The 15,925-nt window shown below is 51.0% G+C and carries 14 protein-coding genes and 1 pseudogene; 8 read left to right on the forward strand and 7 right to left on the reverse strand.

Going from position 1 to position 15,925, the window contains the following annotated elements; translation table 11 throughout:
• The first annotated feature begins 15 nt into the window (after positions 1 to 15).
• Positions 16 to 894 carry a LysR family transcriptional regulator gene (locus ABIB18_RS13430; protein WP_069729146.1) on the forward strand — a complete coding sequence of 293 codons (879 nt, stop codon included), beginning with the start codon at positions 16 to 18 and terminating at the stop codon, positions 892 to 894.
• A gap of 14 nt (positions 895 to 908) precedes the next feature.
• Here the strand turns inward: ABIB18_RS13430 and ABIB18_RS13435 are convergent, their stop codons facing one another.
• A complete protein-coding gene (locus tag ABIB18_RS13435) occupies positions 909 to 2,552 on the reverse strand; it encodes a dihydroxyacetone kinase subunit DhaK (protein ID WP_031377554.1) in 1,644 nt (547 codons plus the stop codon).
• Between the two features lie 524 nt (positions 2,553 to 3,076).
• Between ABIB18_RS13435 and ABIB18_RS13440 the strand changes: the two genes are divergently transcribed.
• From ABIB18_RS13440 to glsA, 4 genes and pseudogenes are all read left to right on the forward strand, one after another.
• Positions 3,077 to 3,250 carry a GhoT/OrtT family toxin gene (locus ABIB18_RS13440; protein ID WP_008924737.1) on the forward strand — a complete coding sequence of 58 codons (174 nt, stop codon included), beginning with the start codon at positions 3,077 to 3,079 and terminating at the stop codon, positions 3,248 to 3,250.
• Positions 3,251 to 3,355: 105 nt separating this feature from the next.
• Entirely contained in the window at positions 3,356 to 3,526 is a 171-nt protein-coding gene (locus tag ABIB18_RS13445; protein ID WP_162836823.1) for a hypothetical protein, read from the forward strand.
• A gap of 196 nt (positions 3,527 to 3,722) precedes the next feature.
• Positions 3,723 to 4,922 carry a CynX/NimT family MFS transporter gene (locus ABIB18_RS13450; RefSeq protein WP_089562310.1) on the forward strand — a complete coding sequence of 400 codons (1,200 nt, stop codon included), beginning with the start codon at positions 3,723 to 3,725 and terminating at the stop codon, positions 4,920 to 4,922.
• Positions 4,923 to 5,024: 102 nt separating this feature from the next.
• Positions 5,025 to 5,621, forward strand: a pseudogene (gene glsA, locus ABIB18_RS13455) (glutaminase A); the annotation flags it as partial.
• Between the two features lie 174 nt (positions 5,622 to 5,795).
• Here glsA and ABIB18_RS13460 read toward each other — a convergent pair.
• Together ABIB18_RS13460 and ABIB18_RS13465 are read right to left on the reverse strand one after the other, a co-directional pair.
• A complete protein-coding gene (locus ABIB18_RS13460; RefSeq protein WP_233987923.1) occupies positions 5,796 to 6,119 on the reverse strand; it encodes a LexA family protein in 324 nt (107 codons plus the stop codon).
• Positions 6,120 to 6,121: 2 nt separating this feature from the next.
• Complete coding sequence (locus ABIB18_RS13465; protein WP_354474337.1) at positions 6,122 to 6,361, reverse strand: hypothetical protein; 240 nt, start codon at positions 6,359 to 6,361, stop codon at positions 6,122 to 6,124.
• 296 nt (positions 6,362 to 6,657) lie between these two features.
• Between ABIB18_RS13465 and ABIB18_RS13470 the strand changes: the two genes are divergently transcribed.
• The 3 genes from ABIB18_RS13470 to ABIB18_RS13480 are packed head-to-tail and all read left to right on the forward strand — an operon-like array spanning position 6,658 to position 9,963.
• Positions 6,658 to 7,017 carry a GtrA family protein gene (locus tag ABIB18_RS13470; protein ID WP_354474339.1) on the forward strand — a complete coding sequence of 120 codons (360 nt, stop codon included), beginning with the start codon at positions 6,658 to 6,660 and terminating at the stop codon, positions 7,015 to 7,017.
• Positions 7,014 to 7,925: a glycosyltransferase family 2 protein gene (locus ABIB18_RS13475; protein ID WP_354474341.1), complete on the forward strand. Its 912-nt coding sequence runs from the start codon at positions 7,014 to 7,016 to the stop codon at positions 7,923 to 7,925. Before ABIB18_RS13470 ends, ABIB18_RS13475 begins: the two co-directional genes overlap by 4 nt.
• Complete coding sequence (locus ABIB18_RS13480) at positions 7,915 to 9,963, forward strand: DUF6311 domain-containing protein (RefSeq protein ID WP_354474343.1); 2,049 nt, start codon at positions 7,915 to 7,917, stop codon at positions 9,961 to 9,963. The genes ABIB18_RS13475 and ABIB18_RS13480 overlap by 11 nt, the downstream gene beginning before the upstream one ends.
• Positions 9,964 to 10,126: 163 nt before the next feature.
• On the opposite strand, the gene ABIB18_RS13485 is transcribed toward ABIB18_RS13480, so the two are convergent.
• From ABIB18_RS13485 to ABIB18_RS13500, 4 genes are all read right to left on the reverse strand, one after another.
• The gene (locus tag ABIB18_RS13485) at positions 10,127 to 12,649 is read right to left on the reverse strand and encodes a right-handed parallel beta-helix repeat-containing protein (RefSeq protein ID WP_354474345.1); all 2,523 of its coding nucleotides are present in this window, start codon (positions 12,647 to 12,649) and stop codon (positions 10,127 to 10,129) included.
• A gap of 126 nt (positions 12,650 to 12,775) precedes the next feature.
• A complete protein-coding gene (locus ABIB18_RS13490) occupies positions 12,776 to 14,107 on the reverse strand; it encodes a hypothetical protein (RefSeq protein WP_354474347.1) in 1,332 nt (443 codons plus the stop codon).
• 1 nt (position 14,108) lies between these two features.
• On the reverse strand, positions 14,109 to 14,696 hold the full coding sequence (locus tag ABIB18_RS13495) for a DUF2612 domain-containing protein (protein ID WP_354474349.1): 588 nt from the start codon (positions 14,694 to 14,696) through the stop codon (positions 14,109 to 14,111).
• A complete protein-coding gene (locus ABIB18_RS13500) occupies positions 14,693 to 15,925 on the reverse strand; it encodes a baseplate J/gp47 family protein (protein ID WP_354474351.1) in 1,233 nt (410 codons plus the stop codon). The genes ABIB18_RS13495 and ABIB18_RS13500 overlap by 4 nt, the downstream gene beginning before the upstream one ends.

The raw sequence follows: 15,925 nt of genomic DNA on the forward strand, positions 1-15,925 counted from the left end.
CAGAAAGCAGACCTTATGCAGATCGAAGACCTCCGGATTTATGTCGCCGTCATTCATGCCGGTAATTTTACCGCCGCGGCTGACCAGTTGATGTTATCGAAGCAGTATGTAAGCCGTCGGATGGCCGCGCTGGAAGCGTCGCTTGGCGCACGACTGCTGGTTCGCAACACCCGCAAACTGTCGGTGACCGATGCCGGTTCGCTGTTTGCTCAGCACGCCCAGCGCATTCTCGATGACATTCAGGAAGCGGAGCTGGCGGTATCGGAACAGCGTCAGATCCTGCGCGGCAGTTTTCGTATCAACCTGCCGATGTCATTCGGGATGAATCATCTTTCGCCGCTGATCGCCGAGTTTCTCAGTCAGCATCCGGCGCTGCAGTTCCAGATTGAACTGGCTGACCGCTATGTCGATGTGATTGGCGAAGGGGTGGATATGGCGATCCGCATCGGCGCGCTGGCCGACTCCACGCTGATTGCCCGTCCGTTAGGCGAACTGAAACGGGTGATTTGTGGCAGCCCGGCCTATTTAGCCCGGGCCGGAACGCCACAACAGCCGGACGAATTGCTGCAACATGCCTGTCTGCGCTATGGCCGTGAAGGTCAGAATGGCTGGGAGTTGCAGGTCAGCGGCAAACGAAAACTGCTGGCGGTACAGGGACCGATGGTGAGCAATAACGGTGAAGTATTACGTGACGCGGCGCTGGCGGGCCTGGGGCTGGTGCTGCTGCCGGAATTTATCGTCGGTCCGGCGCTGCAGCGTGGTGAACTGGTGACGGTGCTGGACTCTTTTCATCCGCCATCGCTGGCGCTGAATGCGGTTTACCCGCAGCACCGTCAGCGCAGCGAAGTAAACCGTCAGTTTCTGGCCTTTTTACAGGCGCGATTACTTACTTAACCGCGCCTGTCGCGTTAACCGTTACTCAGAGCGGCAAACACTCGCGCCACCGCCACCGCACCCGGATCGGGCACGCCGTTGAGGTTATCGCTGTTGAGATAGGAAGACCGTCCCGCTTTGGCCTGACCCATGCTGGCAGTGGCTTCACTGCCCTGCTGCGCCGCTTCCGCCACCTCCGCCAGTGATTTGCCGGCAACCATCGCCTCGATAGCCGGTTGCAGCGCATCGATCAGGGTACGATCGCCCAGCTGCGCGCCGCCATACTGCTTCATTTTTTCCAGTCCCTGTTGCAGGGCGGAGGGCAGCGCCTCGCCCGCGGCCAGTTGCTGCGCGGCGGCAGTAAAGAAGATCGCCATCAGCACGCCGCTGGAACCGCCCATCACCGTCGCCAGACGTTCACCGGTGACCGCCAGCAGATCGGGTAACGCGTTGAGCGGTAGCTGGTTGTCGGCACATTCGCGCTGGATCTGACGGGCACCGGCGGCGAAAGTCGATCCGGTATCACCGTCGCCCACCTGCGCATCCAGCTGGTTCAGCTCACTTTCACAGGCGATCAGGGTTTCACACAGAATATTCACTATGCGGGCGACCGCCGGGTTTTCCGACGGCGTGGCCGGATGTTCCGTCACCTGCTTTTTGGCTGTCACCGGCTGCAACGCGCTCAGCCTGACGGCGTTAACCCAGCCGGTGACTTCGACCGGCGCGCAAATCGCTTGTTCAAACAGCGGGGTCAGGATCATGCTGGTCACCGAGAAACCTTTCATATCCAGTGCCGTCATCAGCGGTGCAGGCCCGATCAGATAGTTGACCTGCTGGCTCAGCGGCGAGGCGATCAGATCGCGGGTCACCAGACTCATCTCCAGCGCCGACATGCCGCCCAGATTGTTCACCAGCAGCGCCCGTGGCTGCTGCGCATCGCCCTTCTGCATCACTTTTTCCAGCAGATGCTGGACGATTTGCTCGCTGTTCTGGGTTTTCAGCACGTCCACGCCCGGTTCACCGTGGATACCCAGCCCCATTTCGACACTGCCTTCCGGCACCCGCTGTGCCGTCTGCTCATCAGGCAGATGACAGCTCGACAGCGCGACGCCCATGGTCGAGATCGCCTGGCTGGCCGATTCCGCCGCCCCGGTCACCGCCGCCAGATCGTCACCGCGTTCGGCGACAAAACCCGCTACTTTGTGCACCAGCAGCGTACCGGCCACGCCGCGCGGCTGCGGATTCTCCGGCAGCGCGACATCATCGCCCACAATGACCATATTGACCTTAAAGCCGGCCTTGCGCGCTTTCTCCGCCGCCAGACCAAAGTTGAGCCGATCACCGGTGTAATTTTTGACGATTAACAGACAGCCCGCCTCTCCGGTGAGATTAATGATGGCGTTATAAACCGCATCGACGCTGGGCGAGGCAAACACATCGCCGCAGACCGCTGCCGTCAGCATACCTTTACCGATAAACCCGACGTGCGCCGGCTCATGGCCCGATCCGCCGCCGGAAATCAGCGCGACCTGCTGCTTTTTCCAGTCCTTACGCATCACGATACGGATCCGTGGCGCAACCGCCAGCCGCACCAGATTTTCCCACGGACTGGCATAGATCATGCCATCCAGCGCGCTGTCGACAAGGTCATCCTTTTTGTTCATTACGAACCGGGTCATGGTTTTTCCTCTTCTGAATGGGTCAGTTTGCTCATCAGGAAGTGTTGCACAGCAATCGGCGCTGTGGGGAATTTCGCCCTCTGACAGACAGAAATCAGACAGTTCGGCTGTCAACCGCCCGGCCTGCATCGAGTGAGGTTACAGATTACACAGACTGGCACACTGGACGATTCCGGCACTGGCATCAAGCTGGCCGGCGGAACTGCAGGGTACGGTGACTGCAACATGACTGCCGCATGATGCAGGCAGTGAAAGGGTATATTATTGCTCCGCGCGGTTTAGCCGGACCTGCTGTTTCGCCAGGGGACCAGCAGGGTGATCAACCGCTGCCCGCAACGCCTGAGCTGCTTTCATCCCTGCCGGTTTCAGGCTGAAATCGCCCATTAATCACGCCTACGTCCACCCACAAAACATCAGCTACAGCATGCCGTTACTTTAGATTTTTAACAGCGTTCGACTTGATCTGGATCACAAAAATCCGCATCATGCGCAGCGAAAACCTTAATGACGCCGCGGAGATATCAATGACACTGTACCAGGGTATGCTAATTTTTTATGCCGTTGTTGCATTGGTCGCTACGCTGATCACCTTCTTTATTGCTAAAGATAAGCTGAGCATTAAGCTGCTGAGTGCATTTTTAGTCGGCGCTACCTGGCCGATGAGTTTCCCGGTCGCACTGATGTTTGCCCTGTTTTAATTGACAATTTAGCCTTTCCCACCACACTCAGGTAATACGCCTCTGGCCGGCTAAACGTGGCCACCGACGTTTGTTTGCTCATGATAATCCCAACAAGGAGCGGATATGCGTTTTCTCAGCCTGATCATTGTGGTCACTGCCTTAACTGCCTGCAGCTCACCGTGGGGCAGCGAAAAACCGGTTCCTGCCGGTGAAACCCGCCAGCAAACCTGCCCGCCCGGTACCAATCCCAGTCAAAACGACTGCGGCCACTTCCCGGAACCTGAATTTCACTGAAGCGCTACGCCGCCACCTGCTGCGTCACAATAGCCTGCAGGTGGCTTAAAGCGTGACGGCGCAAATATGAATTGATAACAAGGCTTTACACTTCACAGCGTGGTCAGTAGAGTAACGCCCAGACATCAAATCTGATGCGTAAGCGTTAACGTCAACCAACGCCCCCGCAGCACTGCTGCCTGTGATGATCATTCTGATGACCCCTGTTCAACATCCTGCAAAATCTCATTCGCGGTTTTCTGGCACCGCTTTTTTTCTGTTTGTACTGCTGCTTACCGCAGCCAACCTGCGCGCACCGATCACCGCCGTTGGCCCGGTACTGCAGGATATCCGCCTGACGTTCGGCCTCAGTGCCGGTCAGGCGGGCCTGTTTAACTTCATTCCGCTGATGCTGTTTGCCCTGCTGGCACCGCTGGCAGCCTGGCTGGGCAATCGGATCGGGCTGGAGCGCAGCCTGTGGGGCGCGTTGTGCCTGATTACCCTGGGCTCGCTGCTGCGCTGGCTACCTGCCGAAGCGGCGTTATGGGGCGGAACCCTGCTGCTGAGTGCCGGCATCGCAGCGGCCAATGTGCTGCTTCCGCCGCTGATAAAGCGCGACTTCACCGCCCAGACCGCCAAATATATCGGTCTCTATGCCGCCACGATGTCGATTACCGCCAGCCTGGCCTCAGGCGTTGCGGTGCCGCTCAGCCAGCTGTCACCGGCGGGCTGGCGTCTGTCGCTGGTGGTCTGGGCGCTGCCGGGGCTGATAGCGCTGATTGCCTGGCTGCCACTGTTACGCCGTCACGTCACCACGCTGCCGACCTCGTCAGAGACGGTCGCGCATCGTCATCCCTGGCGGTCGCCCGGCGGCTGGCAGATTGCGCTGTTCATGGCGCTGCAATCGCTGGCATTCTATACCCTGATTGACTGGTTCACGCTGTATGCCCAGGCCAGTGGCTTTAGTCAGGCGACCGCTGGCTGGTTGCTGTTCTGGTATCAGGCGATAGCGATCGTCGCCAACCTCGGCTGTATGGTGGCGCTGAAGCGGGTGAAAGATGCCCGGCTGACCGCCTTTATCGCCTCTGGCGCCATTTTCCTCGGCATGCTTGGCCTGCTGATGTTGCCGCAGGCGGCGTTCGCATGGCTGACGCTGGCCGGTCTGGGCGCAGGTGCCTCGCTGGTACTTTGCCTGTCGTTGTTTAATCTGCGGGCCAGCAACCATCGTCAGGCCTCTCAGTTATCGGGGATGGCTCAGTGTGTCGGTTATGCGCTGGCGGCGCTCGGCCCGCTGTTTTTTGGCGTGCTGCATGATTACAGCGGTAACTGGACCTTACCGTTCACTGTGCTGACCGGACTAAGCCTGCTGCAGATGCTGCTGGCACCGCTGGCCGCGCAGTCAAAGCCCATCAGCTGACTCTGCGGTTCTGCATGGCTCACAATGGCAGTAAATTAGCCTTGATTCACTGGCCGCTGACACGCATCATCCGGCCAGTTTTCATTGACGGGAGAAGCGTGCGTGTCCGAACTGAGTAATGAGCTGCTGCAGGAGGTGCTGGACCAGGTACGTCCTCTGGTGCATCAGGGAAAAGTAGCCGATTACATTCCGGCGCTGGCGGAAGTCGCCGCCGATCATTTAGGCATTGCCGTCTGTCTGCGCGACGGCACGTTGTATCAGGCGGGCGATGCCGAAACGCGCTTTTCGATCCAGTCGATCTCCAAAGCCCTGTCGCTGACGGTGGCGCTGACCCGCTATGACGACAGTGAAATCTGGCAGCGGGTCGGCAAAGAACCTTCGGGTCAGCCGTTTAACTCGCTGGTGCAGCTGGAGCTGGAACAGGGCAAGCCGCGTAATCCGTTTATCAACGCCGGTGCGCTGGTGATTTGCGACCTGCTGGAAACGCGCCTGACCGCCCCGCGTCAGCGGATGCTGGAGATTGTGCGTCAGCTCAGTCAGCAGCCCGATATCAATTATGACCGCCACGTCGCCCGTTCTGAGTTTGAGCATTCCGCCCGCAACGCCGCCATCGCCTGGCTGATGAAATCGTTTGGCAACTTTGATAACGACGTCACCAGCGTGATGCAGACCTATTTCCACTACTGCTCGCTGTCGATGAGGCTTAGTAGAAACAGGAAATTGCAGGAAGTAGGATTTAAGTACGGTTAAAGCAGATGCTTACCGCAAAGCGACTAACTACTCAGCAGGTAGTAACATCGTTTTGCGGTAATTTTTTGCCCCATACATGCCCCACCAAGCGCACCTACCTTTGCGTGTCTCAAATCTGTCCCATCAGATAGTCGGCCGGTAAGGCTCATACACAGCGAGAACCTCCGCCGTTACCTTTCCCAGCACCACTACCCCATCAAGTCCCTTTCCGTCGATCGTCTCGCCGTCCTGAGTGATGATGCCGCTGGGGAACAATTTCCCAATCTGCGGGTAATCCTCAAACTGGAATGCAACCTTGTCGCCAGGCTTAGGAGGGATGGAGCGGTCAACCAGCACAAACCCTTCCGGGGTTTCAATGCGCATCATATTGGCCGGGTTAGGCATCAGAATGTCATTCAGGCTCAGGCGGTGCTCAACATGGTCCTGCGCAGGAGATGGAAATCCCATAGCTACCTCACATATCCCATGTTCATCAGCGCATACGTGCGGTTTTCACCGCCATCGGTAATCAGCTCTCTGAACATGTTCTGTTCGCGACGTATCCACTGATTGCACTGTTGCAGCGTCCATATGTGATTTACCGCCTCAAGGTTTCGCTGAAATGTACCGGTGGTGACTACCTGCCGGCCCCTGCCGTCTCTGCTTATGGCCTGTAAAAAGGCACCTTTGATATCGCTGTTGCGCGCCATGATGATAATCCTCCTTTGATAAATACTGTATGAATAAACAGTAATATCTATCGGTGGTTTTGATCAAGGCGGAGCGGCTCACAAATTTGTAAAGGTGCGGTTGTGAAAGGGATTTTAGTTGGGCAGCAGCGGTAAGGAGTGACTAATCTCACATCCCGCAGCATGCTGAGACTGGCGCGGTCTGTAGCTCCCCAGTCGCAGGGGCTTTTTTATGCTGTTACATGTCCTATCAATACTTGCCTTAGCTTTAACGTAATGACAAGATCCGGCGCATTCTGAAATATTAGGTTAATCACATGATTAAGATTTTTTCCCGATACGCTTCTGTTGGTGTGGTAAACACTCTAATCCACTGGATAGTATTCACCGTTCTCTATACTCAGGGGCAGTCTCAGTCTCTGTCGAATTTTGCCGCCTTCTGCTGTGCCGTCACTTTTTCCTTCTTTGCAAACGCGAAATGGACCTTCAACGCTGAAGCAACCACTATTCGTTACCTGCTTTACCTCTTCTTTATGGGGGGCATGGCTACAGCTATTGGCCTGTATGCAGATCGCACCAAAGCAAACCCCATCGTGACGCTGGTTGTTTTCTCCCTCATAAGTCTTTTGTGCGGATTCATGTACTCGAAACTTATTGTTTTTAAGGACAAATCATGAAGATTTCTCTTGTGGTTCCCGTCTTCAATGAACAGGACGCAATACCCATTTTCTATCAGGCTGTCCGCCGGAAGCTGACCGGATACGAGGTGGAGATCGTGTTCGTCAATGACGGCAGCAGCGACGGCACGGAAAGCATTATTAATGCTCTGGCAGTCTCTGATTCTCTCATTGTACCGCTGTCATTCACACGAAACTTTGGCAAGGAACCGGCGCTGTTCGCAGGTCTTGAGCATGCCACGGGTGACGCCGTAATCCCGATTGATGTTGACCTTCAGGACCCGATAGAGGTCATTCTCCAGTTGATAGCGCGCTGGCAGGAAGGCGCAGATGTGGTCCTTGCAAAACGTACCGACCGCAGCACAGACGGGCACCTGAAACGCAAATCAGCTGAGTGGTTCTATCATCTTCACAATAAAATCAGCTCCCCGAAAATAGAAGAGAATGTTGGCGACTTCCGCCTGATGTCCCGCGAGACCGTAGACCACATCAAGCTCCTTCCAGAAAGAAATCTGTTCATGAAGGGTATTCTGTCTTGGGTCGGCGGACGCGTTGAGGTTGTTGAGTATACCAGGGCGGAGCGCGTGGCAGGCACCTCGAAGTTCAACGGGTGGAAGCTGTGGAATCTGGCTATTGAAGGGATCACCTCGTTCTCGACATTTCCGCTCAGGGTATGGACATATATTGGATTCACTGTCGCAGCAGTGTCTTTCCTTTATGGGTTATGGATGATAGTTGATAAATTAATATGGGGTAATCCTGTTGCCGGATATCCATCAATCCTTGTGTCTGTTCTTTTCCTGGGAGGTGTACAGTTAATTGGGGTCGGTGTATTGGGTGAATATGTCGGCAGAATTTACATTGAGACAAAACAAAGACCGAGATATATTTTAAAAAATGGAAAATAATTTAAATTTCAAAGCTCCCTATGTCTTATCTAAAGGTAAGATTACTAATGGTTATTTTAATTTTATACCTGTAGTTATTGGTGTCGTTTTCTTCTTGTATATTTTTGGATTTAGCCCGCTATACGTTACAAATATTTCCTGGTTTGGCGTAGGAGATGGTTTTCAGAATTATATAGGATGGCAGTTCTTTAGGCACACACCATGGTCTTTCCCAGTAATAGGCATGTCGCCTAGTTATGGAATGGATGTTGGAAGCTCAATTGTTTTCTCTGATTCAAACCCACTGCTGGCGATTTTTTTTAAGATGTTTTCGCCCTTATTGCCGGAAACCTTCCAATATTTTGGCATATGGCTTTTGGTGTGCTGCATTCTACAAAGCTACTTTTTATGGAAAATAATTTCTCTGTTTACTGATAGTAAGGCAATAATTTTCTTTGCTGTCTTGCTGATGATGTTTAATCCCGCATGGATTAACAGGGTTGCTCATATAAATCTTATGGGTCATTTCTTGATACTTGCTGCCATTTATATGGTGCTACGCGGATCAGGAAGATACCTTATTGCAAAATGGTGCCTGTTGATAATGGTGGCATTCTCCGTTCATTTCTATCTAGCTATGATGGTATCAATGATATGGGGAGCCAACATTCTCTCAAGATGTGTTACAAAGAAATCTTCTTTAAAAGACACTTTTATAGAGACATCATTCATAATTGCTTTGACAAGCATCACTCTATATATTCTTGGATATTTTACTGTCGGTAACGTTTCAGCAACTGGGGAATATGGAAGGCATAATAATAACATTCTTTCCTTTTTGATTTCAAATAATTGGTCATACATATTTAATGTAAGAGCTTTTGGGTCATCGACTTTCGAATCATTCAATTTCTGGGGTTTGGGAATCTTACTTTTGCTTGTTGTAGGAATCTCTGGCATGATCAAGATTCTAAAGCAAGAAAGATTAAACTCAGTATTTTTAACTTTTTTGTTATGTCTGCCAGTGTTTTTCATCATAGCAACAACTAACAACATAGCATTTGGCAACCATCAACTTTCCATTGAATTGCCTTACAAAATTGTTAACATCATGTCTGTCGTTCGCGCTTCAGCTAGATTTTTCTGGCCCATAACATACTGTGCTATGGTGCTTATCGTAGTTGGAGTAATAAGGTCTTGTAGTAAGAAGCATGCAATAATTTTAATTTCCTTGGCCGCCACCGTGCAGGCATGTGATACCAGTCGAGGATACAAAGAAAGTAATTTTTATTTCTATAAAAATGAATCACCCCGCTTTACGCTTTTAAATAAATTCTGGTCAGAAGAGATCAGAAAGTATTCTTATATTAGATACGTGCCTTTCCAGAATAGAAACAAACCTTGGCTCCAGCTATCATACATCGCTGAGAAAAATCATATGCAAACTGATGCTGTTTACCTTGCACGCTTTAGTGACATTACTATGGGTGAAATGAACAGGAAAGTGATTGGAGATCTAGCTTTAGGCGAATATGATAATGAAACTTTATATGTAATTCGTGACGATCTTGTTGATAAAATCTCATTAAAGAATGGTGATAACCTGTATAGAATAGATGGCCTTAATGTACTTGCTCCTGGGCTTAGTTCGTGCAAAGAATGTAAACTATTAGATGAGCCAGTCAAAAAAGGAATATATATATTTTCGAGCAACTGGCTTTCTGAGAAGAAAATTGGAGAGTGGAATGATGGGAAGATAACCCCCATACTTGTGCAGTCACAGTCACCAGAAGTAAAAATGACAATTCATTACAGAGTTTTCACTCCTGAACAGGTCAAAGTACAAAGACTCATTTTTAAAGTGAATGGCGTCCTACTGAAAGAGATACATGCTGATAAAAACGGCAGCGTGCAACTTTCGTGGAGGGCTAAAGATGGGGCAAGGTCTTCTGTTATTACCGTTGAAACTCCAGATGCTATAGAGCCAAGGAGTATTGGAATAAATAAAGATGGAAGAATTATAGGGTTTGGAATATTATCTGCAAGTTTAGATAATTAAATAGTATAAAGATAGAACCATTGGAATGTAGGGGGTGTTAAGCCCAAGCCAACTGGATATATGAGTTTTAAATTAGAAACTTCCGCTCTTCAATATGAGCGGAAGTACTAAAATTACACCAGCCACCCTATACAATAAACCTTGCTACTGAATATTTAAGTATTTAGGAAGTGATGTTATTCAAATAGACGGAGTTTGTAAGGTTGCCAGCCCCAGTGATATTAGTTACATTCCCGTAAATAATATTACAAGCTAAAATACACCTATCAGCAGCACCATTCACTCGCAAACCATTTTGTGTTTTAGTGCCTGCCGGGTCATTGACTGTGTTGCCCGTGATATTAGCGCCATCAGCCCCTGTGTTAAGGACAATACCCCAGACATTTACACCACCTTTACCATTAGAAATCAACTGATTTCCTTGCACATTATTGTAAATCCCTGAAACAATAACCCCGTGCCCTTGCGAATTTGCCACAGTATTTCCCAGTATTTTAATAAAACTACCGTTAGTGTTAATCCCATGGTTTCCGCTCCCAGAAATTTTGTTGCCTGAAATGTCGCAGTAACCAACACCGTCGATAGTTACCGCAGTATCGATAGAGCCCTGAATATGATTACCGCAAACCCGGTGGTCGCTGCCGATGTTGATATAGACGGCCGGAACACCTAAGCTACCGCAATTCAGAATAGTATTATTCATTATGTGGTTTCTGAAAAAATCAGGATACGTAGTATTTAGAGTCGTCATTGTGACCGCGCTTGATGCGGTGCTCAGTATCGTGTTGTTTTCGACGATGTTATCGGACGCACCGCGGTCAAAACGGACGCCAGAATAAGCAGTGTTAATTGTATTCCCCAGGATATGGCAACGGTTGGCACCATAACTTAGGCGGATGCCGTGGCCGTCCGTATTGGTAGTCACCAGATTGCGGATTACATTGTTAGCAACAACGATATACCGGGCATTCAGCTTGATAGTAATACCGGCAGAAGCGAATCCACCACCATCAATAATATTTCCGGTTACTGTAATCTCTGCACAGCTCCCCCCTCCAATATCAATTTCTTCTTCACCAGCTGTTACGTTGTTTCCTCGTATTACGTTATCGGATATTACACCCCGAACGCTGTCCCAGTTGATGTCTATTGCCTCAGAGATGGCACCGGTGAAGAAATTATTAGAAATAATCCAGTCTGTAACCAAGCCGTTAGTGTTGCCGTCCTTATCTCCGCCGGTAGCGATACCAAAAACACCGAACGCACGGCAATCGTTATTAATGAATTTAGCCCATGTCGTACCTCGCCACCAGAAACACGCGCTAACTTGGCCTGTGAATTTGCAGTTCTGGATAGTAGGTCTTGTACATTCTTGTGTAGTAACCCCGTAAACCCGCGAGTTACTGGAGGCGTTAACATAATTAATTTCTACGCCATCAAGAAGAAAATCATCCACAGTAACTTTAAAGAATTTAGGCCCGTCCTGTACCGCGGAAACATCTTCGTCGCTGGTCAGGTTGGTTTTTAACAGTTTGCCGGGGCCATAAAATTTCTGCCCGGCAACAGGGATAATGGTGTAAGTGTTCATGAGGTAAGAATATCCCCTGAAACAGACATTACGCCCCACCCCTACGCACGCGGCAACAGCCGCAGCATCATCGGTAACGCCGTCTCCGGCTGCGCCAAATTGATTAGGGTTAAGTAGGGTTCCGGTAATCTCCCACCATGCTCCATCTGCAGATTGAAACTTTCCTGGATGCGATGGCTGTGAAGTAACGCGTATGTAAGTTGCTCCACCACCATCTCCGGCGGCCCTGTAACCATTAGTAATGATATAATTTACGGTCGCGTTAATGCTTGAAGATGCAGCATCGTTTAATGTTTCCATGAGCGCGCAACTTCCTGTACCTCCCTGGGATGAACTTAATGGGGTAGTGAGTCCTGATAAAGAAGATATATCAGAGTTGGCCCCTGCCTTTGCTTTTACATTCAATTCAGCCTGCACAGTAGAGCTGGAGCCAGATGGGCTGGTTGCGCCGACCTGGGTAGCGCCAGAAGGTTGCCCCAACTGAGACAAAACGTCATCAGTAAGCTGGATCCAATTTGATAGTGTCGATGTAGGAGACGCCGCAAGACAAAATGAGTAACCGAGATCGGTCCTTTTTGCAATGTCACCAGGCTGGGCATCAAGCGCCAGCATGGCTGCTTCATCACTAACGACAAAAGGCTCTGTCAACGCAATGGATGGGATGACCGATACTGGCAACTTACCACCCCCATCAAGCACGGGAACACTGTCGCGACTCAAAATACTCACATCACCGTCATTACCTGTCACAATGAACGAGTTGCTGCGCGAGGCAGCATCAGGCAATTCCGTAAGAGTCTCCCCAGCAGGAGCTCGCACTGTTTGGTTAATTGCGTCACCAGCAGCGGCAGCAGCATCTTGTGCTGATGTCGCCGCGCTATTGGCGGACTGTTGTGATGAGGCGGCTGATGCTGACGCATTCGATGCAAACTGAGACGCAGATTGTGATGAAGATGCCGCAGCCTCGGCTGAAGCTTGTGCCTCAGCCGCGTAGTTCGGCGCAGTTTCAAGCTCAAGGGCATATTTTTTTGCCTGCGCTGCTGCAACCTCCGCAACAGATGAATATTTTTTTGCCTGCGCGGTATCAGAAATTGACATTTTAATCTCCGGGTTTAAAAGGCGCAGAAAATCCTCAGAATTAAATCTGATTCAGTTTCTGAAGTGTTCGGGTTTTATTCTATTTAAAGTAATGCAGGAGTGATTTAGGTTGTATTGGTGAGGCTATTACCACTCAACGATCAGGAAACCAGGTGCGCCGTCCCCGCCCGCGCCGCCAGTAAACCCGCTCCCGGCAGTATATGAACCACCACCCCCTCCACCACCGGCTCCGTAACCATATGCGGCATAACCAGGAACTCCCGCGCCAGAACCCCCTCGGCCAGCAGGCCCGCCGCCGCCAAATGGGCCGCTTGCACCAACGCCACCATATCCTGAAGAGTTTCCTGATGTCGCATCCTGCCCATACGACCCGCTTGGATAACCAACCCCGCCGGCTGCCCCGGCTGAGGGAGATGCGATATTGAGCCCGTTACCTCCTCCGCGACCACCTGTCAGCACTAACAAGCTACCAAAGCTAGTATTACCACCATTTCCACCGGCCGCTCCCGTTCCACCCCCAGGGTTTGCAGTCCCACCAATACCTGCATTGCCAATGGTTACCGTATAAGTATTTCCAGGAACCACGGGTGTCGGATATCGATTTACGGACTGACCAGCGCCACCGCCGCCACCACCACTTCCTACCTGACCTGCCCCGCCAGAGCCACCACCACCCCCACCGCCGCCGCCGCCGCCGCAGCCGCTAAGCCAAACAGTATGAGTGGTTGCCGTAAACGTTGATGTGGCAGTGAACCTCTGTATACCGGGCTGGCTCCGAAGGATGGTTATATTTGAACCGTCATTATGTATTGCCAGAACAGATCCTGACGTGGATGTTACGGTCTTGCCGCCAGAAGCAGCATTAGAGCAGATAACGCTGAAAGACCCTGTGCAGTTATTTTCCACTTCCCAGTTTTTAATCCATGGCGGGAAATAAAGATAAACATTGGATGTAATGTTGCCAGAAAGAATTATCCGGTCTTTTGCCGCGCTCAGCGTTGAAAGTGTTACGCTTGATGATGAAATTGATACCGATGTGGTACCGTAATTATCGACAGGAACCCAACCGGTTGCTGTGGCTGATGCAACTTCAGGGTTTGTGGTATTCGCATCGATTGTATTTAGCCAGAACCCAGATTGCGTACTGTTCGGTATAACAGCGCCTTTAGGATAACCACCTATTCCCGTCGAAAATGTCGAGTCGTATGGAAAGCCACCCCCGGACTCATACCACTTAAGAATGGCGGTGATCTCGTTAAGGACACCATTCATATCACCACCACGCGGTGGCTTTCCGCCGGCGCTGATTGGTTGCATGGTAATGTCGGGGAAGCCACTGTCATAAGAGGCATACCCGTTATTCAATGTATCCGCAGTAGAATCTGTCGGGATAGAATTTCTTATGCCGTTAATGCCAAACGCTTTTAAAATTCTTGATGGGATATCAGAAATATTCATTTTATGCCTGCTGGACGATATTTACAGTTACACCAACTGGCGCTGGCAGCGCGCCAGAGCTTTGCACAATGGCAAGCTCAGCCGTCGATAGTGAGAACTCAAAGACGTAGCTCATTACCATTCCGCCATCATTTCTCACGTAGCAGCGACCGCGATCTCCAAACATGTAGAGAAGAAGTTTGTTCAGGTTTGGGATGGTGCAGTCAGATATGTTTGCGGCCGCCTTCACCATTATCAGCTTCCGATAAATGTCATTGGTGAGGGTTACGGTTGACGTCAGGACGTCTCCAGAATAAAAGGGGGCCTGATCGAATGGCTGAGGGTCATCGACAACCGGGGGGTCTGATGTTGCCTCATTGAACCCGAAGTAAATCTGGTTTTCTGTCACCGTCAATTGTCTGCTGACAACCACTATTTTCCCCCACACATCAAGGCCGTACGTGCCAGCCGTCTGGATATTCCAGATCATGTCATAGAAGTCATCAATAAAACTCTCGATTCCTACGGCTTCATTGAACGAGTAAATAAGGGATTTTAATTTAGGGCTGTCGGCATATTGCGTAAGGATTGTATCCGCTACGTTTATCATGCCAGTGTCACCGAGATGTTGGTTGAATCCAGCGTCGGAACCTCATCTATCCCAAACGATAGTGACGTTCCGTATGTCGTGCCGTCTCTGCTTAGTGTAATGCTGAAAATATCTACGTTATCAGAATCAATGTTCTGGACTCCTGAGTAGTATCTTCCCGCATAGATGGTTGAGCCTATCCGGGCCCTCGTGCCGCCGTCCTCGCCATTAAATGAACTAAGGACGGCGGCTCTTACTCTGGTGGCTATGTCTCCCGGTAGAGCGTTGTTTTCTGCCAGTTCCACTTTGACATAAACATTTACCGCTGCCGGCGTCTGCCAGGTTATTTCATACTCGGGGTATGGCTGTACGTAATTAACATCATCCACGACCGTATAGTTTGTATTCCCGGACATAGGAGGTCCAGGTGGCAATTTCTGCCAGATTGCTTTTGCTATGTCGGCGGTCGCCCCACCGTAGACGCATACATACAGCGAGTGGGCGGGGATGGGGAATGATGTTGAACCCTTTTCAACTGTTGCCCCGGCATTGTTCTGGGTCACGTATGCGTCAGTCACTCCGCTTACTGCAAGCACGTTGGCGTACACTGCGCCAAGCTGGTTATTTGAGTTGCCGGCAACAGATTGTTTGCGCCGATACTCAAAGTTAGCCCTGCTCTCTACCTCATTACCCAGCACGCCAGCGGTCGCGTTGGTTATGCCAGACCATCCGATTATTGCCCGGTAGATCGTATTAAGCGCGCCGATTGGGCAGGCTATCGGGCCTGTTGCCTGATTTTGAAAGACGACATTCACCGAGCCAGAAGCGGGAATAGTTGCTGCCGAAAGAGAGGCGTAAAGGTATCCATTGCTGTCCTGCGCCAGGCTTCCTGCCGGAATTAACGTTCCCTGAAGGCCCGTGCAGGTTGCTGTAACCGTGGTTCCAATGGCAGCGATGCGATCGATAAAGTAAATCTGACCGATTGCGTCCTGCATGCGTCCTGAAGCAAAGTCGGGATTAACCTGATTGACCAGCCATGCGAGGTTGTCGTTTTTGTCGCCGATGATTGCCGTGTCGCTCATGGCAATCTGACCCTGAGGGGTTGTCAGGCTGGTACTCATACCTCCGCCCATCGCGGTATCAAGATCGGTAAGTCGGCCATTCAGAATGTCTATTTCATCCGGTACAGCCACGCCGGTATCGGAAAGCGTTACGGCAGGTACGGCCGTGCTCACTGTGACTTCAGCCAT

Source organism: Pantoea sp. UYEF8 (genome assembly GCF_040546285.1).
GTDB classification, from domain to species: domain Bacteria; phylum Pseudomonadota; class Gammaproteobacteria; order Enterobacterales; family Enterobacteriaceae; genus Pantoea; species Pantoea brenneri.